A 22843-nucleotide genomic window follows, 5' to 3' on the forward strand; every position below is an offset into this window, starting at 1 on the left:
CGTTGAGCACGTAGCCGCCCCCGCGTTCGGCCATCGACGTGGCGTAGAGGTGCGTGAGTTCGGTGAGCGCGATCACGTTCACGCGGATCATCTCGCTCACGCGATCGACGTCCTGGCCGAGGAAGTCGCCGTGCACGGCGAAGCCCGCGTTGTTCACCAGCAGGTCGATACTGCGGCCGCGCTGCGTGAGCCGCGCGAAGAGCTCCGCCGCCGCCCCGGGCGCGCCGAGGTCGGCCGTCTCGATCTCGGCCTCGACGCCGTGGTGCTCGGTGAGATCGCGCGCCGTCTCGCGCAGACGCTCCTCGCGGCGGGCCACCAGCACGCAGTGCACCCCGCGCGCGGCGAGTTCACGCGCGACGTCGCGGCCGATCCCGCTGCTGGCGCCGGTCACCAGCGCCCACCGTCCCCGGATGTCCATGCGTCGCCTTCCGCGGTGGCTCAGCGCCAGTCGATCACCAGCTTGCCCATCTGATCGGCGGCCTCGAGCCGCTCCCACGCCGCCGGGGCCTCGGCGGGCGGGAACACGCGATCGACGACGGGTGCGACGTGGCCGGCCCGGAACAGGGCCATGACCTCGCGGAACTCGTCGTTGCTGCCCATGGTCGATCCGAGCACGCGTAGCTGCTTCCAGAACACGCGGGCGAGCTCGATCTCGGACACCGGGCCGGCGGTCGCGCCCGCGGTGACGAAGGCACCGCCGGGGACGAGCACGCGCAGGCAGGGCTTCAACAGCGGCCCGCCCACGGTGTCGACGACCATGTCGACGCCCCGCTTGGCGGTGAGCCCGCGCACCTCGCGCGACCAGTCCTGGCCCTCGTCGAGCACGCCGTGGTCGGCGCCCAGTTCGAGGGCGCGGTCGAGCTTCCAGCGGTGGCGGCTGGTGACGATCGTCGTGCAGCCCATCCAGCCGGCCAGGCCGAGCGCGGCGGTGGCGACGCCGCCGCCGATGCCGGTGATCAGGACGGTCTGCCCGGGACGCAGACGACCCTTCGTGAACATCTTCGCATAGGCGGTCAGCGCGGTCAGGCCGTAGGCCGCCGCCGCCACGGGATCGGCGTCGCCCACGTCGACGGCGTTCTCCACCGGGATCCGGTAGCGCGCGCGGTGGGTGCCGTGGGAGTGCTCGCCGATGAGTTCGACGTCGGGCGCGATGCCGGCCTCGGTGGGCGTTCCGGGGCGCGCGGGCCGGTCGAGACGGACGGCCGCGTTGTGCACCACGCGACGGCCGACCCAGGCCGCGTCGACGTCGGATCCGACGGCCTCGACGATCCCGCAGCCGTCGACCCCGCCCACGTGCGGGTACTCGATCTCGACGCCCGGGATGCCCCTGCCCACCCACAGGTCCATGTGGTTCAGGGCGCTGGCCTCGGTGCGCACGAGCAGCTCGCCGCGGTCGGGAGGGCCGGGATCGGCCCAGTCGTCCACCACGGACACGTTCGGCGCAACCGGCCCCTTCGGGGCCTGTTCACGGATGGTGATCGCTTTCATGCGGGCGAGACTACGCGGGCGGCCGCGGGCCAGCAAGGCCGGCGGGCGAACCGGGCATCGGTCCGATCACGATCCCGGATTTGACAATCCGCCGCGCCGGGGCTTCACTGATCCGGTCGCCGGACCCCCGTCCGGCCCCGAATCCCCGAGCGGAGCGATCGATGTTCCCGCGGCACCATCACGGCCATCATCACCATCACGGCACCCGGGAGGGGTCCGTCGCGTAGGTGTTGGTCCGCCGCCGTCGAGCGCACCGAAACCGAACACGCCGGCCCCTTCCCGGGCCGGCGTTCGTGCTTCGGTGACCCGTGTCGCCCGCCCGAGCGCCCCCGACGAAGTTCCGGCTCACCCCGGCGGCCCGAACGCCGCCGAACCCTGGAGGGAACCGTGGAGGCGACCATCCGCCTGGGCCTGCCCAAGGGCCGCATGCAGGACAACGTGCTGAAGCTCCTGGCCGACGCCGGCATCCGGGTCGGACTCGAGACCCGGGGCTACCGCGCCACCGTCAGTCTGCCCGGCTTCGAGGCCAAGATGCTCAAGCCGCAGAACATCGTGGAGATGTTGCACGCCGGTTCGCGCGACGTCGGCTTCGCGGGCAAGGACTGGGTGATCGAGAAGCGCCTCGACCTGATCGAGCTGCTCGACACGGGCCTCGATCCGGTGCGTATCGTGGCCGCCGCTCCCACCACCATGCTCGTCGACGGCGTCCTGCCGCGGCAGCACCTCGTGGTCGCCAGCGAGTACACCGGCCTGACCCAGGACTGGATCGCGCGCGCCGAACTCGACGCCAGCTTCGTCCGCAGCTACGGCGCCACCGAGGTCTTCCCGCCCGAGGACGCCGACGTGATCGTCGACAACACCGCGACGGGGTCGACCCTGCGGGCCAACGGCCTGGCCATCGTCGACGAGATCATGACCTCGTCCACGCGGATGTACGCGCACCCGAAGGTCATGGACGACCCCTCGCGGCGGGCCATGGTCGAGGACCTCGTCCTGCTGCTGACCTCGGTGATCGAGGCGCGCCAGCGTGTGATGATCGAACTGAACGTGAGCAACGACGACTTCGACGCCGTGATCGACGTGCTGCCGTGCATGCGCGAGCCCACGGTGTCGCGCCTGCATCACGAGGCGGGCTTCGCCGTGAAGGCGGCCGTGCCCCGCAAGGGACTGGCCGAGCTGATCCCCGTGATCAAGGCGCGCGGAGGGACCGACATCGTGGTCAGCGGTCTCGCGCAGATCGTTCCCTGAGGTGTGACGATGGACCGAGCGACCTCTCAGACCCACGTCGACGTGAGCCGGCCCTACGTGCGGCCGACCATCCCGGCCCACGTCGACCTCCGTCTGGACGCGAACGAGGGCCCGCCACCGGCGCGCGCGATCCTCGATGCGGTGCGCGGCGCCGGCGGCGACGTCCTGCGCCGCTACCCCGACGGGGCGGACACGGAACGGGCCTTCGCCGCGTACTTCGGCGTCGAGCCCGAATCCCTGCTCATGACCGCGGGCGCCGACGACGCGATCGACCGCCTGTGCCGGGTGGCGCTGTCGGGCGGCGGAACGCTGGTCCTGCCCTCGCCGAGCTTCGAGATGTTCGAGCGCTACGCCACGCTCGCCGGGGGCCGCGTGGTCCGGGTGCCGTGGCCCGAGGGAGCCTGGCCGGTCGATGCGGTGCTCGACACCATCGACGGCGGCACGCGCATGGTGGCCATGGTGAGTCCGAACAATCCGACCGGGGCCGTGGCGAGCTTCGACGCACTCGAGCGCGTGGCGACCGCGCACCCCGACGTGCTCGTGGTCCTCGACCACGCCTACGCCGAGTTCGCCGACGAGGACCTCACCCGGCGCGCGCTGGAACTGCCAAACGTGGTCGTGCTGCGCACCATGTCCAAGGCCTGGAGCCTGGCCGGCCTGCGCGTGGGCTTCGCCCTGGGCGCGGCCGAACGCATCGCGCCCCTGCGCGCGGCGGGACCGCCCTACGCCGTGTCGCAGATCGCCGTCGAGGTCGCGCGCGCGGCCCTGGAGAACGCCCGCGGGGCCATGGAGTCGACCGTCGCGTCCGTGCGCGACGAACGCGAGGCCCTCACCCGGCGCGCTGACGAACTCGGCCTGCGCCCACTGCCCTCGCAGGCCAACTTCGTGCTGGCCGGCGCCGACGACCCGGCCCGCGTGGACCGCGGCCTGCAGTGCATGGGGATCAAGATCCGCACCTGGCCCGGCCACCCCGAACTCGACGGCTACGTGCGCCTGGGGTGTCCGGCCGATCGACGCGCCTTCGCCCGCTTCGACCGCGCCCTCGGTTCGCTGCTGCGCCCCGGGGCCCTGCTGCTCGACATGGACGGCGTGATCGCCGACGAGGGCGAGAGCTACCGCGAGGCCATCCGCGCCACGCTCGCCGAGTTCGACGTCGAGATGGACCGCGAGCGCATCGCGCAGATGAAGGCCGCCGGAAACGCGAACAACGACTGGCGCGTGACCCAGCGCCTGCTGACCGAGGCCGGCATCGCGGTCGACTACGACGAGGTCGTCGCGCGCTTCGAGCGCCACTACCAGGGCACCGACGGCCAGCCGGGCTTGCACGAGAAGGAGACCCTGCTCGTCGAACGAAACGTTCTCGAGGCGCTGCGCGCGCGCATGCCGCTGGCCATCGTCACCGGACGTCCGCGGCGCGACGCGATCCGCTTCCTCGAACGCTTCGAGCTGCTCGATCTCTTCGACGCCGTGGTCACCGTCGACGACGTCGCCCGCGGCAAGCCCGATCCCGAACCCGTCGAACTCGCCCTGTCGCAGCTGGGCGTGCGGACGGCCTGGATGGTCGGCGACACGCCCGACGACCTGGTCGCCGCGCGCGCGGCCTCGGTGCTGCCGATCGGCATCGGCGCGCCGAGCCGCCGCGACGCCGTGTCGCTCGCGTCGCTCGACGACGCCGGCGCCTTCACCGTTCTCGATCGCCTGGCCGATCTGCAGGAGATGCTGCCATGAGCCAACGGACCGTGACCGTGCAACGCGAGACCGCGGAGACGCGGATCGACCTCACGCTCGACCTCGACGGCGTGGGCCGGGCCGACGTCGACACCGGTCTGGGCTTCCTCGACCACATGATCCACGCCCTGGTCAAGCACGCGCACTTCGACCTGTCGCTGGCCTGCGAGGGCGACCTCGAGATCGACGACCACCACACCGCCGAGGACTGCGCCCTGGCCCTGGGCGAGGCGATCGAGCGCGCACTGGGCGACAAGCGCGGCATCGGGCGCTTCGGCCACGCCTACGCTCCCCTCGACGAAGCACTCGCACGGTCTGTGGTCGACCTCAGCGGCCGCCCGCACGCCAGCGTGGACATCGGCTTCACGCGCGAGGGCCTGGGCGACGTCGCCACCGAGAACCTCACGCACTTCCTCGAGTCGCTCGCGATCCGCGGTCGCTTCACCCTGCACGTGGACGTGCTGAAGGGCCGCAACGACCACCACCGCATCGAGGCCGCGTTCAAGGCCACGGCGCTGGCCCTGCGGCAGGCCGTGCGCGTGGACGGCACCGAGGTGCCCAGTACCAAGGAAGTCCTCGCGTGAAGATCGCCGTGATCGACACCGGCAGCGCGAACACGCGCTCGGTCGACGCCGCGCTGCGCCGCATCGACCTCGACCCGGTGCCGGTGACCGAGCCCGACGACGTGCTCGCCGCCGACCGCGTGCTGCTGCCCGGCGTGGGCGCCTTCGAGGCCGCCATGCGTCAGCTGCGGGAACAGTCGCTGGTGGAGCCGCTGCGCGAGCGTCTCCGCGCCGGCTGGCCCACGCTGGCCGTGTGCATCGGCCTGCAGCTGCTGTGCACGAAGAGCGAAGAAGGCGAGGGAACCGAAGGTCTGGGCGCCCTGCCGACCGTGGTCGGCCGCTTCTCGGGCGACGTCCGCGTCCCCCACATGGGCTGGAACCGGGTCCACGCACCGACCGGCGCCGACTGGATCGAGGACGGACACGCCTACTTCGCCAACAGTTACCGCGTCGACGGCGACGCGATCGAAGCACTGAACGGAGAAGGCTGGAGCGTGGCCACCTGCGACTACGACGGATCCTTCGTCGCCGCCGCCGCGCGCGACGGGATCCTGGCGTGCCAGTTCCACCCCGAACTCAGCGGCACGTGGGGACTCGACCTGCTGCGCAGCTGGATCGTCCGCACCCGGGAGGCGCTCTGAATGCTGACCCTGCGCATCATCCCCTGCCTGGACGTCCGCGACGGCCGCGTGGTGAAGGGTGTGAAGTTCCAGAACCTGCGCGACGCCGGCGACCCGGCCGAGCAGGCGGTGGCGTACGAAGAGCAGACCGCCGACGAGATCTGCATCCTCGACGTGAGCGCCACGGTCGAGGGCCGCGCCAACCAGAACCCGACCATCCGCGACGTGCGCCGGGGGATCAGCATTCCGATCACCGCCGGCGGCGGCGTGCGCGAGGTCGACGACGCCCGCCAGTTGCTGCGCAGCGGCGCCGACAAAGTGAGCGTGAACAGCGCGGCGGTGGCGCGCCCCGAGCTGTTGGGCGACCTGGCCGACCGCTTCGGGGTGCAGTGCGTGGTGCTCGCCATCGACGCCAGCCGCGAGAACGACGGCCGCTGGGTCGTGCGCACGCACTCGGGCACGAGCAAGGCCCCGCTCGACGCGGTGGAGTGGGCGGCGCAGGGCGAGGCGATGGGCGCCGGCGAGATCCTGCTCACCAGCTGGGACCGCGACGGCACGCGCGAGGGCTACGACCTCGACCTGCTGCGCGCCGTGCGCAGCGCGGTCAACGTCCCGGTGATCGCATCGGGCGGTGCCGACAGTGCGAAGCACATGGCCGAGGCCGTCACCGCCGGCGCCGACGCCGTGCTGGCCGCGTCGATCTTCCACGACGGCGACACCACCGTGGCCTCGATCAAGGAAGAGCTCGCCGGCCTGGGAGTGGAGGTCCGCCGATGATCGTCCCGTCGATCGACCTGCAGAACGGACACGCCGTCCAGCTGGTGGGCGGCAAGGAGAAGAAGCTCGACGCCGGCGACCCGGCGCCGCTGGCCCGCCGCTTCGGTGCGGTCGGCGAGATCGCGGTGATCGATCTCGACGCGGCCATGGGCAAGGGCTCCAACGCCGCCACCATCGAGCCCCTGCTGCGCACCACCCGCTGCCGCGTGGGCGGGGGCATCCGCGACGTCGACACGGCCCTGCACTGGCTCGACCGAGGAGCCCGGCAGGTGATCCTGGGCACGGCCGCCCGTCCCGAGATCCTGCGCGAGCTGCCACGCGAACGCACCTGCGCCGCCCTCGACGCCGTCCACGGCGACGTGGTCGTCGAGGGCTGGACGAAGAGCACCGGCACCGGCGTGGTCGAGCGCATGGAAGAGTTGCGCGACCACGTGGGGCACTTCCTCGTGACCTTCGTCGAACGCGAGGGCCGCATGGAAGGGCTCGACCTCGACTTCGCCCGCCGTCTGCGCGACGCCGCCGGCGACTGCCACCTGACCGTGGCCGGCGGCGTGGCCCGCCTCGACGAGATCGCCGAACTCGACGCCCTGGGCATCGACGTGCAGATCGGCATGGCCCTGTACACCGGGGCGATCCCGCTGGCCGACGGTTTCCTCGCACCCCTGCTGGCCAAGGACCCCGAGGGCCCGTGGCCCACCGTGGTCTGCGACGAGAGCGGCGTCGCGCTCGGCCTGGTCCACAGCGACCTCGAGAGCGTGCGCCACGCACTGGACACCCTGACCGGCACCTACCACTCACGCCGCCGCGGTCTGTGGGAAAAGGGCAAGACCAGCGGCAACGTGCAGGAGCTGCTGCGCATCGACCTCGACTGCGACCGCGACGCGCTGCGCTTCACCGTGCGGCAGAGCGGCGTCGGCTTCTGCCACCGCGAGACCCGCACCTGCTGGGGCGAGGACCACGGCGTACCCCGCCTGGGACGCCGGCTGAGGGCCCGGCTGGAGAACGCCCCCACCGGCAGCTACACGCGTCGCCTGTTCGACGACCCCGACCTGTTGGCGGCCAAACTCGAGGAAGAGGCCCGCGAGCTGGCCGAGGCCCGCGACCGCGACCACGTGATCGCCGAAGCCGCCGACCTGACCTATTTCACCCACGTGGCGCTCGCGCGCGCCGGGGCCGACCACGCCGACGTCGGCCGCGCGCTCGACCGCCGCGAGTGGGCGGTGAAGCGCCGCAAGGGTGACGCGAAACCGGGCGCGATGGACGCCCTCCGCGAACGCCGCGAATCCGACTCCACGGGAGAGTGACACCATGACCACCGCCAGCCACGTCCTCCGCCGCGTCGACGCCGCCGACCTCCGCCGCACGCCGCGCGATCCCGTGCCGGCCGAGATCCTGGAGCAGGCCCGTGAGATCGTGACCAAGGTCCGCGCCGGGGGCGAGGTCGTGCTGCGCCGCTACGCGACGCAGTTCGACGGCCTGGCCGAGGACGCACCCATGATCCACACCGCGGCCGAGTTGGAGTCGGCCTTCGACGCCCTCGACGACGAGGCGCAGGGCGTGCTGCGCCGCACCGCCGAGCGCATCGACGACTTCGCGCGCTGGCAGCGCGAGGCCCTGCGCGACGTCGAGGTCCACGCCCACGGCATGCGCATGGGCCACCGCGTGATCCCCGTGGCAACGGCCGGCTGTTACGCCCCCGGCGGTCGCTTCCCGCTGCCGTCGACGGTGATGATGACCGCCGTCACCGCGCGCGCGGCCGGCGTGCCGCACGTGCTGGTGTGCTCGCCGAACCCACAGCCGGTGACCCTGGCCGCCGCGCACGTCGCCGGGGCCGACGGCCTGCTGGCGATCGGCGGCGCCCACGCGATCGCGGCCATGGCCTTCGGCACCGAGACCGTCCCCGCCTGCGACGTGATCGTCGGCCCGGGCAACGCCTGGGTCACCGCCGGCAAGCAGCTGGTGGCCGGACGCGTGCGGATCGACTCGCTGGCCGGTCCGAGCGAGCTGCTGGTGGTCGCCGACGCCTCGACCGATCCCGCCCGCGCCGCTGCCGACCTGCTCGGTCAGGCCGAGCACGACGTCATGGCCGTCCCCGCGCTGATCGCCCTCGACGACGGCGTGATCGAGTCGATCGAGACCGAGATCGAGACGCAGCTCGCCGACCTGCCCACCGCCGAGATCGCCACGGCCGCCCTTGAGAACGGCTACGCCGTCCGCGCCACCGACGCGGACGATGCCCTGGAACTGTGCGACGTGATCGCCCCCGAGCACCTGCAGTGGATGGCCGCGGGAACGGAGACCGCCCTGGAACGCCTGAAGAACTACGGCGGACTCTTCCTGGGCGACGACGCCGCGGAGGTCCTGGGCGACTACGGGGCCGGCCCGAACCACGTGCTGCCCACCGGCGGCAGCGCCCGCGCCAAGGGCGGCCTGAACGTCTACGACTTCGTGAAGGTGAACACCTTCATGCAGGCCGACGACGGGGCCGACGTCGACCGGGTGGCCGCGGACTCCGCTGCGCTCGCCCGCATGGAGGGACTGGCCGCCCACGAGCGGGCGGCCACGCTGCGGCGGCGCGGCCTCGGACGCGGCTAGGAGCGCGGCCGGACCTCAGTGCTCGAGCTGTGAGGCCGACTCGTGCGAGCGGCGGATCCCGCGGATCGCCGCCGACGAGAAGCCCTCGTACTCCATCTCGTTCAGCCCGGCGATCGTGCACCCCATGGGCGTGGTCACCCGGTCGATCGCGCTCTCGGGGTGCTGATCGAGTTCCGTGACCAGCGTCGCCGCTCCCTTGATCGTCTGCGCCGCCATGGCCATGGCCTCGTCGGCGTGGAAGCCGATCTCGGTGCCGCCCTGCGACGTCGCGCGGATGAAGCGCATGGCGAAGGCGATGCCACAGGCACACAGGGCGGTCGCAGCGTTCATCAGGTCGTCGCGGATCACCATCACTCGACCCACGCTCTCCATGAGGCCGACCACGGCGGCGACCTGATCGTCGCTCGCACCGCGGCTCGACACGCAGGTCATCGACTCGCGCACGGCGACCGCGGTGTTCGGCATCACGCGGAACAGGGGCAGCCCGTCGACGGCCGTCCACTCCGCCAGTTCGTCGAGCGTGACGTTGGTCACCACCGACGCCAGCACGGGTCGCCGAGATGCCAGGGCGGGCCGGATCGCGTCGATCAGGTCCCGGACCTGCGCGGGTTGCACGCACAGGAAGACGACGTCGGCACCGGCCACGGCCATCGCGTTGTCGTCGCTCACCGTCACCTCGGCCCCATCGAATTCCGCGAGCGCGCCCGGGTCACGACGCGTCAGCGTGAGGCCGATCTCGTCGGGACGGGCCGCCAGGAGACCACGGGCGATCGCGCCACCGATGTTGCCGGCGCCGAGGATGCTCACGTTCACGGTTCGACCTCCGATGGGGGCGCACGAGAGTGCAATGCGCGCCCGCCGATCGCAAGCCGGTCGTTTCAGGGCCGCTCAGGGCAGGCTCCTCGCGTCGAGTCGGGCGTGGTGGACCAGGACGACGTGATCCGCGAGTCGACGCAGGACGCCGTCGAGGACCTCGTCCAACGCCGGGGCGTCGCGTGCCTCCTCTGGCAGGATGTGGTGGACGCGCAGCGCCTCGACCGAGGGTTCACGGTCCACCGGTGGCCGGACCAGACTGTACCAGCGCTCGCCGTAGTGTACCCGACCCTCCCGAACGGGAACCATTCCCACCGAGAGGATCACGTCGTGGCGGACGTCGAGACCGCTCGCCTCGAGATCGAGAGCCCACAGGACCTCTTCGGTCCAGGAACGCCGACGGCGGCGGGTGAACCAGCGGATCAACCCAGCAACTCCACGCGGTGACGCTGGGCCAAGGCCTGCTGCATGGACCGGATCTCGAGCAGCGTCTCCTTCAGGTGCCGCGCGTCGACGCGTTGGAGCTCCTCCATGCGCACCCGGTCGTCCGGCACGTCGCCCCGGCGCACCGCCTCGAGCTGCCGTCGCAGACGCAGTTGCAGCAGGGAGCGGAAGCCCTCGGCGAGCAGATCGGCACCCTCGTGCGACAACGTTCCCTTGTCGCGAGCCGCGGCCAGACGCTCGAGAGTCGATCGCTCCCGCGAGCCCGACTCCAGACCGTACACGCGCGCCAGTCCGAAGATCGGCATCACGCCGGTCGCCTTCAGGTCGAGGCCCTCGAAGTACTCGCGGCACTCGGGCGTGTCGGTCTCGAAGACCAGAGCGTTGTCCTGGTCGGTCACGAGGAGCTGCTCCCGGCGCCCCTCCGACCCGAACACCAGCAGCCAGGCGTAGCGACAGGGCGGCGCGCCGAGCTCGGCTTCCGCGTCGCGCAGGACACGGCGGAGGACGAAGGCGGGACTGTTCACGTGGTGCCGCAACGGATCACTGTGCGTGACCAGTCCCCCGACCTCGCCCTCGCGTTCCACCGGCAGGTGGTGGAAGGCCTCTGCCGGCAGGGGTACCGGTGAGTCTACCCGCTGCACCGACGGGGCCCGAAACGTCGATACCGCGACTCAGACGTGCGTACGCTCGGCGGACCGGCGCAGGTTCCGGTCGATGGTCTCGATCAGCTCCTGACGGCGGATCGGCTTGGTCACGTAGTCGTCCATGCCCGCGGCGATGCACTTGTCCCGGTCGCCCTGCATGGCGTGGGCGGTGAGCGCGACGATCGGGATGTCGGCGCGATCGGCTCCGCAGTCGCCGGCGCGGATCCTCTGGGTCGCCTCGAAACCGTCGACGCGGGGCATCTGGAGGTCCATGAGTACGAGGTCGATCGACTCCCGACCCAATAGGTGCAGGGCCTCCTCGCCGTCCTGGGCTTCGATCACCCGGACGTCTCCACGTTCGAGGATCCGCGCGGCGATCCGGCGGTTCACGGGGTTGTCCTCGGCGAGCAGCACGCAGCTCCCCGCGGCCCCCGCTGCGTCGGAGTCGTCGTCGCCGTCGTCGGCGACGGGCGTCTCGTCGGCGACGAGGGCGAACCCGAGCTCGAGCACGAAGGTCGAGCCACGCCCCTCCTCGCTGTCGACATCGATCCCTCCACCCATGATCCGGGCGAGTTCCTGCGAGATCGCGAGTCCGAGCCCTGTCCCGCCGAAGCGCCGCGTGGTCGACGCGTCCACCTGGGAGAATGCGTCGAAGAGTCCCACCAGCTTCTCCGACGGGATTCCGATTCCCGTGTCGATGATCTCGAAGCGCAGTCGACATCCCTCACGGTCGACGTGTCCCAGTCTCGTCTCGAGGCGCACTCCACCGCGTTCGGTGAACTTGATCGCGTTGCTCAACAGGTTCAGCAAGATCTGTCGCAGACGCAGGGGATCACCGATCAAACGCCGCGGCACGTCTCCATCGACGCGGCAGCGGAACTCGAGGCCCTTGTCCTCGGCCTTCATCTCGAGCAGGCTCTGGATTCCGTCGATCGTGCGGCCCAGGTCGAAGGGAACGTGCTCGACCTCGAGTCGCCCGGCTTCGATCTTCGAGAAATCGAGAATGTCGTTGATCACCGTCAGCAGGGTGTCGGCGCTCTCGTACACGGTCTCGGTGAAGTCACGCTGCTCGTCGTCGAGATCCGAGTCCAGCAGCAGTTGCGTCATGCCCAGGATGCCGTTCATGGGCGTCCGGATCTCGTGGCTCATGTTCGCCAGGAACTGGCTCTTCGAACGATTCGCCGTCTCGGCGGCATCCTTCGCCTTCACGAGTTCGCGTTGCGTCGCCCGGCGTTCCTCGATCTCGTACTGCAGATCCAGCGTGCGTTCGTCGACCGCCGCCTCGAGTTCCCGATTCTTCACCTTGATCGCGTGGATGCGCCACCACACGCCGCCGGCGATCAGAATGGCAGTTCCGAGCACCACCGTGATCCGGAACCACCAGGTGAGCCAGAAGGGTGGCACCACCACGATCTCGAGCCGGTCCCCCCGCGGATTCCAGACCCCGTCGTGGTTCGCGGCCTGCACCTCGAAGGTGTAGGTGCCCGACGGCAGATTCATGAACGTCGCGTGACGCCGTGTCCCGGCTTCGGCCCAGTCGTCCTTCAATCCCAGGAGACGGTAACGGTAGCGGTTCCGCTCGGGTTGGGCGTAGTGCAGACCGGCGAACCCCAGATCGATGACGTGCGTCTGATGGTCGATGGTGATCCGCTCCGTGTGCCCGACCGTCTGCTCGAGGATCCGGCGATCGTGGACGACCTCACCGGGCTCGACGATCTGGTGATCGAGGGACAGACGGGTGAGGACGACGGGGGGCGCGAAGGAGTCCCGTCGCATGTCGGCCGGCCGAAACACGTTCAGACCCGCGATCCCGCCGAAGAACATCTCGCCGTCGTCTCCGCGGAAGTACGACATCCCGTTGAACTCGTCGCTCTGCAGCCCGTGACGGACGTCGTAGTTCTGGAAGACATCGTTCTGCGGATCCATGCGCGTGATCCCACGATTCGTCGACATCCAGAAGTGCCCGGAGACGTCTTCCAGGGCCGCGTAGACGACGTTGTCCGCCAGGCCATCGTCCTCGGTGTAGCGCACGAAACGGCCATCGTCGGGGTGGAAGTGGTACAAGCCACCATTGCTGCCCAACCAGAGATCGCCACGTCGATCCTCGTGGATCGACAGGATGATGTGGCCGTCGAAGGTCGTGCCGTCCTCGCCCACCGGGCGCACGCGTTCCACGACCCGCGTCTCCGGATCGATACGGTTCAGTCCGTCGCCGCCGACCCACAGGGCTCCGTCCTGAGCACGGTGGATCGAGTAGAGGAGGTCACTCCCGATCGTGGCCGGGTCGTCGGGGTCGTGCCGGAAGCTCTCGTAGCGCCGGGTGGCCACGTCGAGACGGTAGAGCCCTCCGCCGTAGGTGGTCACCCACACCGTGCCGGGCTCGCCGACTTCGATCGAGCGAAGGCCGGTGTGCCCGAGGCCCTGCTCGGCGTCCGGATCGGCCGGGAAGTGATCGAAGGTCCCGGTCGCGGGATCGAAGCGGCTGAGGCCGAAGCCGACCACCGACAGCCACAGGAAGCCGTCCGTGTCCTCTTCCACGGCGCGTACGCTGGCGGCCTCGAGGCGTTCGCCACCATCGGACGTGGGAAGGAACTGTTCGACCGAACCGGTCCGCCGGTCGAGCGAGATCAGGCCGCCCCCCTCGGTTCCCATCCAGACACGACCGTCTTCGGTGCGATGGATGGCACGGATCACGTTCACACCCTGGTGGGTGGGGTCGTCCGCGTAGAAGCGATAGGTCTGGAATCCCCGCTCGGTGGGGACGTGACGTGCGACGCCCTCGGTCTGCAGTCCGACCCAGACCACACCGGAGTGATCGATCATCAGCGAGGTGATCTGATCGCCCGGCAGGCTGCCCGGAGCCAATCGGTAGCGCACCGTGCGCAGGTTGCCCTCGTCGTCGAGGATACGCAGGCCCTGACTCGTGCCGATCCACAGGCGGCCGAGCCTGTCTTCCACGAAGGCACTGATACCCTGGACCTCGCTCTCGACGATGGCGGTCCTCGGCAACTCGGTCCGCTCGATCGCGTGCGTGGCCGGATCGATCGTGTAGATCCCGTGACCCGCGGTTCCGACGAACACCTCGCCGTCGTGACCCTCGTACAACGAGCGAACGTCGATGTCTTCGTCGATCTCGACCCTCCGGGGCGCGTCGGCTCCGGCCGGCCACTCGAAGACGCCGCCGTGGGCTCCGATCCAGATCCCGCCGTCGCGCGCGGCCAGGAGCGCATAGACCGCACCCTGGTCGCCGAGAGGCTCGAGCTCGCCGGTGCCCTCGAAGGCCCGGATCCTGTGTTCGCCCGGTTCCTTCCAGTGCAGTCCGCCCGTTTCCGTCCCGATCCAGAGTCGGCCGTCGGAGCCGATGGCGACCGCCCGGATCCGATTCCCCCGCAACGCGGCGTTCACGCCCCCGACGTAGGAATTGAAGGTCTCGGTCCGCGGATCGAAGTGCGAGAGGCCGTGGAAGGTCCCCACCCAGATCGACCCGTCGAGATCCTCCGCCAACGACAGCACGTACCCGTTGGTCAGTCCCGTCGTATCGGCGTTGTCGTGCATGAAGTGGTCGAAACGGATCCCGTCGTAGCGGTTCAGACCGTTCTGCGTGCCGAGCCACAGGTACCCCACACGGTCCTGCATCATGCAGGTGATCGTGTTCTGTGAGAGCCCGTCACGGATGTCCAGCTGGTGGAACTCGATGTCGGAGACCCGGATCTCCGCCGGGGAGTCCATCACCACCAGTCCGAGAACGGCGAGGACGAGGATCAGGTAGAGCGTGGGGCATGCGCGCATGGGATCCAGGTTCCGACGGATGGTGGCGATGGGGACGCGTCTGTCGCCCCGGTATCGGCCACTCCGGCCGAGGCCTTGAGGAACAAGGGGAAGCACGCTCCCGGAACCGCGACCGTGCTTCCCCGTGATTCCCCGTCGTCCGTCGACGCTCTGCTCAGTGGTCGCCGCCGGCGGCGGCCAGACCGAAGGCGAAGGCCACGACCTGGGCCACGCACCCGGGCGGATCGATCCCGAAGTAACCAGCGATGATCAACACGAAGTACTGCGCCACCTGGGTCCAGGTGATCCCCTTCATCCCGCCGACAACGGCGAAGGTCAGTCCGACGAGCAGGTAGGTCCAGGCCTCGACACTCGACGCCGGCCTCCCTCGTCGTCGCCCACGCCGTACTTGCGGTCGAGACGGTCCATCACGAGGGCGTACACCAAGACGACGAACCAGATCACCAACAACACGGCGATGAGCCGGCGATTGCTCTTCCAGTAGGCCTGCACGGCCTCTCGTCTGTTCATGGCAGGTCCTCGGGTCCCGGTGCGGACTGGTCCAATGTCATCAGTGGAGTGCACAGGTCACAGCCTCGGAACGATCGAGGGGCCGGAAGAGGTCTCTTCCGGCCCCGGAACGGTACGTACGACTCATGGAAGGCGTTCGGCGGGCGCCTACGACGTACCGTTCGTGAGAACCGTCACGGTGTCGGCGACCAGCTCCCGACCTTCGAAGAAGTCCGTGTCCATGTCGCCGGTCACGCTCACCACGTCTCCGGCCTCGACCTTCTGGTAGCCCTGATCGTCGAGCGGGTTGTAGGCCATCTCCTCGACCTCGACGGTCAGCTCGTCGAACCCGGTGTCGACGACGAACTCCTCGTCGTCCACTTCCTTCACCGTGCCCTGGACGATGGTCTCGGACATGATCACCGGCGTGTGGACAGTGACGAAGTCGTCCTCCTCGTCCACGGCGCTGGCGTAGAAGTAGGTCCCGAGCTTGTCGACGTAGACGCTGCTGGCCTCGATCGTGGTGGTCTCGAAGAAGTCGTCGTCGACGAGGCCGGACACGGTCACGTCGTCACCCGTCATGAGCTTGTAGGCATCGGCGTCGCGGTCACCGTCGTCCATCTCGACGATCACACTGCCATCGCCGTAGTCCAGCACGAACTCGTCGGGATCCACCGACTGGACTTCGCCGCTGATGCTGATCCAGGCGTTGTCGGCCATCGCGTAGGGGTTCTCCTCGGCGGCGGCCGGGACGGCGAGGAATGCGCCGATCAGGAACGTGGAAACGATCGTCGTGATCGCTCTCATGGGGGTCTCCCTTCGTTTCTCGCTGTCTGTCGGCGCTTCCCGCACTCCACGTGGCATCGCTCGTCGAGCGGGGACCGCCGGAGGATACCGTCTCAATCTGCGGGGACCGAGGTCCGGTGCCCATCCGTCGATCACGAGTCCGGGCCCCGGGGTGGGCTCGGATGCAGGCGGGGAGCGCCCCCACCCGGACCTCAACCCTCGTGGGATTCGACGTCCTGCTGGTGCTCCGCGGCCTGCTGACGTCGCTGCTCGTGGACCGCTCGCCGGTGTGATTCCTCGCCCTCGGCGTTGTGGCGACGTTGCTGAAGGTCCTCGAGTTGTTCCTCGCGACCGTAGAGGATCAACACGTTCCCGCCGTTGATCCTCGTGTCACGGCGCGGGGCGCCGACGTAACGTCCGTCGTTGCGCTGGACACCGAGCACCAGGATCCCCTCTTCCGAGAGCTGGCACTCCTCGAGGGTCTGCCCCGCGACCCAGGCGTCGTCCTCGACCTGGAACTCGGTCACGGCGTAGCCCGATGACAGGGCGAGCAGTTCCTCGTAGTCGCGGGTGTCGAGGTCGGACCAGCGGGTCAGGGCCTTTCGGACCCATCGCTGCAGGTACCGATCGAGCCACTTCGAGTTGGCCAGCGCCCACAACACGACCACCCCACCGATCATCCAGAGCAGACGATCGAGACGATCGCTCGTACCGCCGCTGCCCACGAAGGACAGGATCAGCGACAGAATGATCGAGATCAGGCCGGCACTGCGTACGATCATGAGCCACATGATCACGCGTCGCCGCACCGGGTGTTCGACGACACTCTCGGCCTCGCCGGTCGTGAACCCCGTGCCGGTGAAGGCACTGCGGGCCTGGAAGCGCGCGGCCTGGTGCGACAGACCGGTCATGCTGAGCGCGGTCGCCGCCACCCGGGTGATGAGCAGGGAGATCCCGAGAACGATCAAGAGCGCAGCAACACCGAGAAGACCGAGCACGGAGCACCTCGCAGGACGATTCCGGATCCTGCTCCAGGGTGGGGTGGACCCAGAAGGGTGACCATCGGGGAACGACCGGTGCAGCACGCCGAGGCCCACCCGGGTTCGGACCGACGGCTGTCGTGTCGGGGCGCTCGTGTCGACACGACCTGGGGATCACTCGTCCACTCTTGCGCGCCGGACCGGTGCGCCCTTCGGTGTGCGCATCGGGCGCGAACCCCTTCGCGCTCCGGAGCCCGTGCCGGGGGAACCTCATGGTCGAGACGCTCAAGCCGGCCCTGCTGCTGTTCATGCTGCTGAACCCATTCCTCCTGGTCGTCTACCTGATCGACCTCTTCGAGAAGGTTCCCGCGCAGCTCTTCGACCGGATCATGTTCCGGGCCACGGTGATCAGCACCGCGGTCTTCGTGGTCTTCGCCCTGGTCGGAGACGTGATCTTCCGGGATCTGTTGCAGGCGCGCTTCGCCTCGTTCCAGGTGTTCGGCGGCGTGGTCTTCCTGATCATCGGGCTCCGCTTCGTCTTCGAGGGCAACGAGGCCATCCCCGGCCTGCGCGGCGAGGGCGCCCACGTGGCGGGGGCCATCGCCATGCCGGTGATGATCGGGCCCGGAACGATCGGCGCGAGCGTCCTTGCCGGCGAGAACCTGGGCCCGATCATGGCCCCGCTCGTGATCGTGGTCGTGGTCATGATGAGCACGCTGGTGGTGCTCGCGCTGAAGCGTCTGCACGACTGGGTCCGGCCGCGCAACGAGCCCCTGGTGGAACGCTACATCGAGGCGACGGGGCGCATCACCGCGCTGGTGGTGGGCACGTTCGCCGTGGAAATGATCCTGACCGGCCTGAACGGTTGGTGGACCGCCCGCTGAACCGATTCAGAGCGTCTCACGCCAGACGAGCGCGAGCAGCAGGACGGTTCGACCGGACCACACCGCCGTCCGCAACCAGTTGCTCCCGACCAGGCGTCGATGGGCAACGGGATCGAAGCCCCGCGACAGGCGCGCGTGCTGGGGAACCTGCAGCCACGCCGTGCTGGCCCAGATCACGACCACGAGCCCTCCGTTGATCGCCGTCCACAGCAGGGGCTCGCCCGCACGCCAGGTCGCGAGCAGCCACCACCCCGCCGTCGTTGCCTCGATCACCATGGCCGGCATGACGACCCGGGAGATCCGGCGCTGGTGCGCCGCCTCGAAGGCGGCGAAGGCCCCTCGTTCCACGCGGTCGAAGAGCGGGTAGTGCACCACCTGGACGACCCAGATCAGACCGCACAGGAACACGGTCACCGTGAGGTGCAGGAGCAGCACCTGGGTGGCGCTCAGCGCGACAGCGGTATCGGACACGTCGCCAGATCCTCGTAGTCGGGGACTTCGCTCGCCTCGCGATGGCGGAACTCCCGCACGATCTCACCGCCGTCGATCAGGAACACGCCCGGCAACTGGAAGCCGTCGCCGACGAGACGGCCCACTCCGTGACCGCGAACCAGGCCGGCAACGAACCCGCGGGTCCACGACCGCAGACCGAAGAGTTGCCGGAAGGTGCCGCGTCGCAGACGGAAGGCACGGTAGAGCGTGGCCGACGGATCGCTCACCTGCGCGGCGTCGTCCAGCCCGTGGGCGGCGAGGTACGAGACCGCGTCGCGGTCCGGAGCCATGTGCACGAGCACCAGACGAGTTCCACGGCCCTCGATCGTCGCCCGCTCGCGCGCCAGGTCGGCCAGGGCCTCGCGGCAGAAGGTGCAGCCGAAGTGCCGAAGGAACACGACCAGGTGCGGCGCATCGTGGGAATGTTGCTCGAGCGTCCTGCCGTGCGAAGTCCGGACCGTTCGCAGCGCGGCCCGTGCATCGAGTTCCCGGACGCTGGGGTCGGGGTCCGGACGGCCGGACCGTTCGAAGGCCCGCCAGAGGATGATGGCGAAGGGGATCCACCACACGAAGTCGTTGGTGAGCAACGTCGCGCCGAAGGACACCGGCAGCGAACCCTTCACGATGGCCTGCAGGAACCCGATCGGGCCGAGGATCTTGCCCAACAGCCCCACGAGCACGATCGGCCAGTGACGCAGGGGATCACGCGACGCGGCCCAATAGCCCAGACCGTACACACCGACGATCATGCCCACGCACTGCCACAACTCCGGGTAACGTGGCGCGTCCATGCCCACCAGTTCGAAGTAGTGGCCCGGCCACGACACGACCCAAGCGCCCCAGATCACGTTGTAGATCGCCGCCGCCTGCAGCCATCGGCGCATCCAGAGTGGTGCGTTCATCGTTCCACGTCCTCTCGGCGACGGACGGCACGCAGGTCGTCCGGGGTGACGGCCACTCCGTCGAGCAGGCGCGAGCGCACGAACCCGAACACACGCGCGTCCTCCGCGCGCTTGTCGGGTTCACGTTTCGCGGCCGAGCGCAGGGGCATGGCCATGCGGTGGTTGCCTTCGAAGTGCGCACGGTGCCGGTCGAGGAAGGCCCAGTACAGATTGCTGATCGGACAATCCTTCTTCGGGTCGAAGGCGCACCCCGCGCAGTAGTCGCTCATCCGATGGATGTACGGCGTACCGCTCACGTAGGGCTTGGTCGTCATCAGACCGCCGACCGCGTACGTGGCCATCCCCAGCACGTTCGGCTCGACCACCCAGTCCCAGGCATCGGTGTAGGCGACCCAGAACCAATCGGTGAGCGCACGGGGATCGAAATCGAGAAGCGTCGCCAGATTGCCCAGGACCATCAACCGGGTGATGTGGTGGCTCCATCCCTCGCGCCAGACGTCGTCCACCACGTGGTCGAGGCAGGCCAGGCCCGACTGGACGCCCCAGTACGCCGGGGCGAATGCCCCCTCGCCCACTCCGAAGAGATCGGGCCGCGCACCTCCGTCGGGCACGGTGTCGGCGTCGGGCCCGGTGTCGGCGTCGGGCCCGGGCCAGTCGGCACCCGACCACACCGACCATCCTCCGTCGCCCGGACGCGTCGCGACGCCGGGCTCGCCCGACGGCAGGGTACGGAAGCCATCGGTCTCACGGTGGACGTGGCGCACGAACTCGCGCCAGCCGAGGACCTGTCGGACGAAGCCCTCCTGACTGGCCAAGGGCAGGTCCAGAGCGACGACGTCGTCGAGCACCTCACGTGGGAGCAGCCGATGCAGGTTCATCAGGGTGCTCGATCGCGTGTGGAAGAGGGTCGAACTGCGCGTGCTCATCGCGTCCTCGTAGGGACCGAACACGGGCAGTGCGTTCCGGCGTGCCCACTCCCATGCGTGCCGCGCGTCGGCGGCGGTCGCCGGCACGGCATCGGGATCGAGGTCGCCGGGGTGGTCGCCGAACTCGCGGTCGATCCACACCGCGAGTTCGTCCTTGACCACGTCGTCGGAAAAGGTCGGAGGATCGGGCGCGGGGGGATCCCCCTTCCACGGCAACCGGTTCTCGGCATCGTGGCTGTACTTCTCTCCCACGGGCCCGCCGTCCTGCATCAGGATCCCGGTCTTCCGGCGCAGGTAGCGGTAGAACCGATCCATTCGCCACGGCGGAGTCGCGCCCACGGCGTCGCGGAAGTCCTCGGGCGAGCTCAACCAGCCCTCGTGCTCGACCACTTCCAACGCACCGGCATCGACCAGCGGCTGTACGTCGGCGCGCAGTTCGCGCTCGGCGGGCTCCATCAAGGTCAGACGACCGAGATCTTCCACCAGCGACCCGAGGGTCGCGGCGTAGGGCCGATCGGACTCGACATGGCGTACGGCCACCCCGCGTTCCGCCTGCTCCAGCGCGAAGTGCCTCTGGTTCGCCCACACCGTCAGCAGACGCTGCCGGTGGTACGGGCGTCGGCGCGCCTTCCAATGGCTCTCGACCAGGACCACCCCGAGCGTGGACGGTTCGTCGCGCGAGAGCGGTCCGATGCGATCGCTCAACTGGTCCTCGTTCACGAAGAGCCAACGCCGACCGCGCGGATCGGGTGCGATCGACGCGAGCTGTTCGCGGAAAGAACTCACGGGCTGCGGTCCCGGGTCGGGGGTCCTGTTCGTCTTCGCCGGAATCGTCGGCCCGGATGCTCGTCTCGGCTCTGGTGCCCTCCGGGCCGAGCCGCTAGACTGCGCCGGCGCGCCGCGGGACCCCTCCGGTCCCGGCCCCGCGATGGACGACCGTGCCGACCGAAGTCACCCCGAGCCCTCTCCTCGTCCTCGCCGTCGTCGTGGTGGCCGGCGTCCTCGTCGGCAGCCTCGCGCGCCGGGTGCGTCTGCCCGCCGTCACCGGGCAGATCCTCGTCGGCGTGTTGATCGGTCCGTCGGTGCTCGGCCTGTTCGACCGGCACACGGTCCACGAACTCGCGCCCGTGACCAACTTCGCGCTCGCGATCATCGCGGTGGCCGTGGGATCGCACCTGCACCTGCCGCGGCTGCACAACGCGCGCCGGCGCCTCTTCGCCCTGCTCGTCGCCGAGGCCGTGATCACGCCGGCGGCGGTGTTCTTCGCGGTGATCCTCCTGCCCGACGTGCGCTGGCACCTCGGCGTGCTGCTCGCCGCTCTGGCCATCTCGACGGCTCCGGCCACGGTGCTCGCCATCGTGAAGGAGGAACGCGCCCAGGGTGTGTTCGTGAAGACGCTGGTCGCTGCCGTGGCGCTGAACAACCTGGCCTGCATCAGCGCCTTCGAGCTCGCCCACCTCGCCGTGGCCGCCGATCTCGATCCCTCGAGCGGTCACGGCCTGGCGAAGATCCTGATCGCGCCGGTCCAGCAACTGGCGCTGGCGATCCTACTGGGGGGTGGGGCCGCGTTCGTGCTCAACCTCCTGACGCGCTCGGTCGTCCGGAGCGACCTGCTCACCACCTACAGCTTCGCCGCGATCCTGCTGGTGTCCGGCGTCGCCGATCTGTTCGGGATCTCGTCGCTGCTGAGCTGCCTGGTGCTCGGCGTGGCGCTGGCGAACATCGCGCCCGAGAAGGAGGACATCGGCCACGCCGTCTTCGACAACTTCGAGGTCGCGATCTACGCCGCCTTCTTCACGCTGGCCGGCATGGAACTCGACCTGGGCGTGGCCGCGCAGGGCGGACTGCTGGCGTTCACGGTGTTCGTGGCCCGGATCGCCGGCAAGTGGGGCGCGGCGACGGTGGCCATGCGCTTCGCACGGGCACCCCGGGAGGTCCGCCAGTTCCTGGGCTTCGCCCTCGTGCCGCAGGCGGGAGTGGCCGTGGGGCTGGTGCTGGTGGCCCAGGAGGACGCCGCCCTGGAGCCGGTCCGCGACCTTCTGCTGGCCGTGGGACTGACCGTGGTCACGCTCAACGAGATCGTCGGTCCGGTGCTCGCGCGCTGGGCCCTGGAGCGATCCGGCGACGCCGGACGCGATCGCCGCCGGCTGATCGACTTCGTCCACGAAGAACACGTGACGACGACTCTCCGCGGCCAGACCAAGGAAGAAGCGATCACACAGTTGACCGAGCTCCTCGTGCGCACGCACAACGTGCACATCGACCGTGACTCGCTGCTGCACTCGGTGCTCGAACGCGAGAACCAGATCTCGACCTGTGTGGGCGAGGGTCTGGCGATCCCCCACGGCGAGCTCCCCGAGGGCGACGCCATCGCCGGGGTGATCGGGATCAGCCACGAGGGGCTCCACTTCGACACGCCCGACGGCCGGCCCGTGCACTGCATGGTCCTCTTGGCCACCCCTCATTCGATGCGCGACCGCCACCTCGAAGTGCTCGCCACCCTGGCACGCACGATCGGCTTCGACCACAACCTGCAGAACCAGCTCTTCAACGCGAGGACACCCGCTCACGTGTGCCAGGTCTTGCGTCACGAGACCTTCGAGGACCTGAACGTCACGATCGACGACGACTAGGCGAGGCACTTGCCGCCGGCACGGGGTCGTGTCAGACTCCTG

At 69.6% G+C, this 22843-nt stretch carries 22 protein-coding genes; 9 read left to right on the plus strand and 13 right to left on the minus strand.

Annotation, left to right across the window (positions count from 1 at the left end):
• Together VKA86_16060 and VKA86_16065 are read right to left on the minus strand one after the other, a co-directional pair.
• Positions 1-418: SDR family NAD(P)-dependent oxidoreductase (locus VKA86_16060; GenBank protein ID HKK72721.1), on the minus strand; the 418-nt coding region annotated here is incomplete at its 3' end.
• Between the two features lie 20 nt (positions 419-438).
• Complete coding sequence (locus tag VKA86_16065; protein HKK72722.1) at positions 439-1488, minus strand: zinc-binding dehydrogenase; 1050 nt, start codon at positions 1486-1488, stop codon at positions 439-441.
• Positions 1489-1875: 387 nt separating this feature from the next.
• Between VKA86_16065 and hisG the strand changes: the two genes are divergently transcribed.
• From hisG to hisD, 7 genes are read left to right on the plus strand one after another with little or no spacing between them, the layout of a single operon-like run.
• Positions 1876-2736, plus strand: coding sequence for an ATP phosphoribosyltransferase (gene hisG / locus VKA86_16070; GenBank protein ID HKK72723.1), 861 nt, complete (start codon positions 1876-1878; stop codon positions 2734-2736).
• Positions 2737-2745: 9 nt separating this feature from the next.
• The gene (locus VKA86_16075) at positions 2746-4464 is read left to right on the plus strand and encodes an aminotransferase class I/II-fold pyridoxal phosphate-dependent enzyme (protein ID HKK72724.1); all 1719 of its coding nucleotides are present in this window, start codon (positions 2746-2748) and stop codon (positions 4462-4464) included.
• Positions 4461-5048 carry an imidazoleglycerol-phosphate dehydratase HisB gene (hisB, locus tag VKA86_16080; protein ID HKK72725.1) on the plus strand — a complete coding sequence of 196 codons (588 nt, stop codon included), beginning with the start codon at positions 4461-4463 and terminating at the stop codon, positions 5046-5048. The genes VKA86_16075 and hisB overlap by 4 nt, the downstream gene beginning before the upstream one ends.
• Positions 5045-5668, plus strand: coding sequence for an imidazole glycerol phosphate synthase subunit HisH (gene hisH, locus VKA86_16085; GenBank protein ID HKK72726.1), 624 nt, complete (start codon positions 5045-5047; stop codon positions 5666-5668). Before hisB ends, hisH begins: the two co-directional genes overlap by 4 nt.
• Positions 5669-6424, plus strand: coding sequence for an imidazole glycerol phosphate synthase subunit HisF (gene hisF, locus VKA86_16090; protein HKK72727.1), 756 nt, complete (start codon positions 5669-5671; stop codon positions 6422-6424).
• The gene (gene hisE, locus VKA86_16095; protein ID HKK72728.1) at positions 6421-7728 is read left to right on the plus strand and encodes a phosphoribosyl-ATP diphosphatase; all 1308 of its coding nucleotides are present in this window, start codon (positions 6421-6423) and stop codon (positions 7726-7728) included. Before hisF ends, hisE begins: the two co-directional genes overlap by 4 nt.
• Positions 7729-7732: 4 nt before the next feature.
• Complete coding sequence (hisD, locus tag VKA86_16100; protein ID HKK72729.1) at positions 7733-9019, plus strand: histidinol dehydrogenase; 1287 nt, start codon at positions 7733-7735, stop codon at positions 9017-9019.
• Between the two features lie 15 nt (positions 9020-9034).
• On the opposite strand, the gene proC is transcribed toward hisD, so the two are convergent.
• The 8 genes from proC to VKA86_16140 form a co-directional block, all read right to left on the minus strand.
• Complete coding sequence (proC, locus tag VKA86_16105; GenBank protein ID HKK72730.1) at positions 9035-9832, minus strand: pyrroline-5-carboxylate reductase; 798 nt, start codon at positions 9830-9832, stop codon at positions 9035-9037.
• Positions 9833-9907: 75 nt separating this feature from the next.
• Entirely contained in the window at positions 9908-10258 is a 351-nt protein-coding gene (locus VKA86_16110) for a 3'-5' exonuclease (GenBank protein ID HKK72731.1), read from the minus strand.
• Complete coding sequence (locus tag VKA86_16115; GenBank protein HKK72732.1) at positions 10255-10917, minus strand: putative nucleotidyltransferase substrate binding domain-containing protein; 663 nt, start codon at positions 10915-10917, stop codon at positions 10255-10257. Before VKA86_16115 ends, VKA86_16110 begins: the two co-directional genes overlap by 4 nt.
• 30 nt (positions 10918-10947) lie before the next feature.
• The gene (locus VKA86_16120) at positions 10948-14709 is read right to left on the minus strand and encodes a two-component regulator propeller domain-containing protein (protein HKK72733.1); all 3762 of its coding nucleotides are present in this window, start codon (positions 14707-14709) and stop codon (positions 10948-10950) included.
• Positions 14710-14863: 154 nt separating this feature from the next.
• Complete coding sequence (locus tag VKA86_16125; GenBank protein HKK72734.1) at positions 14864-15004, minus strand: hypothetical protein; 141 nt, start codon at positions 15002-15004, stop codon at positions 14864-14866.
• A 20-nt stretch (positions 15005-15024) separates the two neighbouring features.
• Positions 15025-15219, minus strand: coding sequence for a hypothetical protein (locus VKA86_16130; GenBank protein ID HKK72735.1), 195 nt, complete (start codon positions 15217-15219; stop codon positions 15025-15027).
• A gap of 147 nt (positions 15220-15366) precedes the next feature.
• Positions 15367-16005, minus strand: a complete 639-nt coding sequence (locus VKA86_16135; protein ID HKK72736.1) for a hypothetical protein — start codon at positions 16003-16005, stop codon at positions 15367-15369.
• A gap of 191 nt (positions 16006-16196) precedes the next feature.
• Positions 16197-16982 (minus strand): TrkA C-terminal domain-containing protein, encoded by a 786-nt coding sequence (locus tag VKA86_16140; GenBank protein ID HKK72737.1) that lies wholly within the window; start codon positions 16980-16982, stop codon positions 16197-16199.
• A 254-nt stretch (positions 16983-17236) separates the two neighbouring features.
• Here VKA86_16140 and VKA86_16145 point away from each other — a divergent pair, with 254 nt between their 5' ends.
• Positions 17237-17848, plus strand: a complete 612-nt coding sequence (locus VKA86_16145) for a MarC family protein (protein HKK72738.1) — start codon at positions 17237-17239, stop codon at positions 17846-17848.
• Between the two features lie 6 nt (positions 17849-17854).
• Here VKA86_16145 and VKA86_16150 read toward each other — a convergent pair whose 3' ends face one another.
• From VKA86_16150 to VKA86_16160, 3 genes are read right to left on the minus strand one after another with little or no spacing between them, the layout of a single operon-like run.
• Positions 17855-18319 carry a hypothetical protein gene (locus VKA86_16150; GenBank protein HKK72739.1) on the minus strand — a complete coding sequence of 155 codons (465 nt, stop codon included), beginning with the start codon at positions 18317-18319 and terminating at the stop codon, positions 17855-17857.
• Complete coding sequence (locus VKA86_16155; protein HKK72740.1) at positions 18295-19242, minus strand: SelL-related redox protein; 948 nt, start codon at positions 19240-19242, stop codon at positions 18295-18297. Before VKA86_16155 ends, VKA86_16150 begins: the two co-directional genes overlap by 25 nt.
• Positions 19239-20954, minus strand: coding sequence for a cryptochrome/photolyase family protein (locus VKA86_16160; protein ID HKK72741.1), 1716 nt, complete (start codon positions 20952-20954; stop codon positions 19239-19241). Before VKA86_16160 ends, VKA86_16155 begins: the two co-directional genes overlap by 4 nt.
• A gap of 152 nt (positions 20955-21106) precedes the next feature.
• On the opposite strand from VKA86_16160, the gene VKA86_16165 reads away from it, so the two are divergent.
• On the plus strand, positions 21107-22801 hold the full coding sequence (locus tag VKA86_16165; protein ID HKK72742.1) for a cation:proton antiporter: 1695 nt from the start codon (positions 21107-21109) through the stop codon (positions 22799-22801).
• The last annotated feature ends 42 nt before the right edge of the window (positions 22802-22843 follow it).

It is taken from the genome of Candidatus Krumholzibacteriia bacterium, assembly GCA_035268685.1.
Classification (GTDB): Bacteria; Krumholzibacteriota; Krumholzibacteriia; order JAJRXK01; family JAJRXK01; genus JAJRXK01.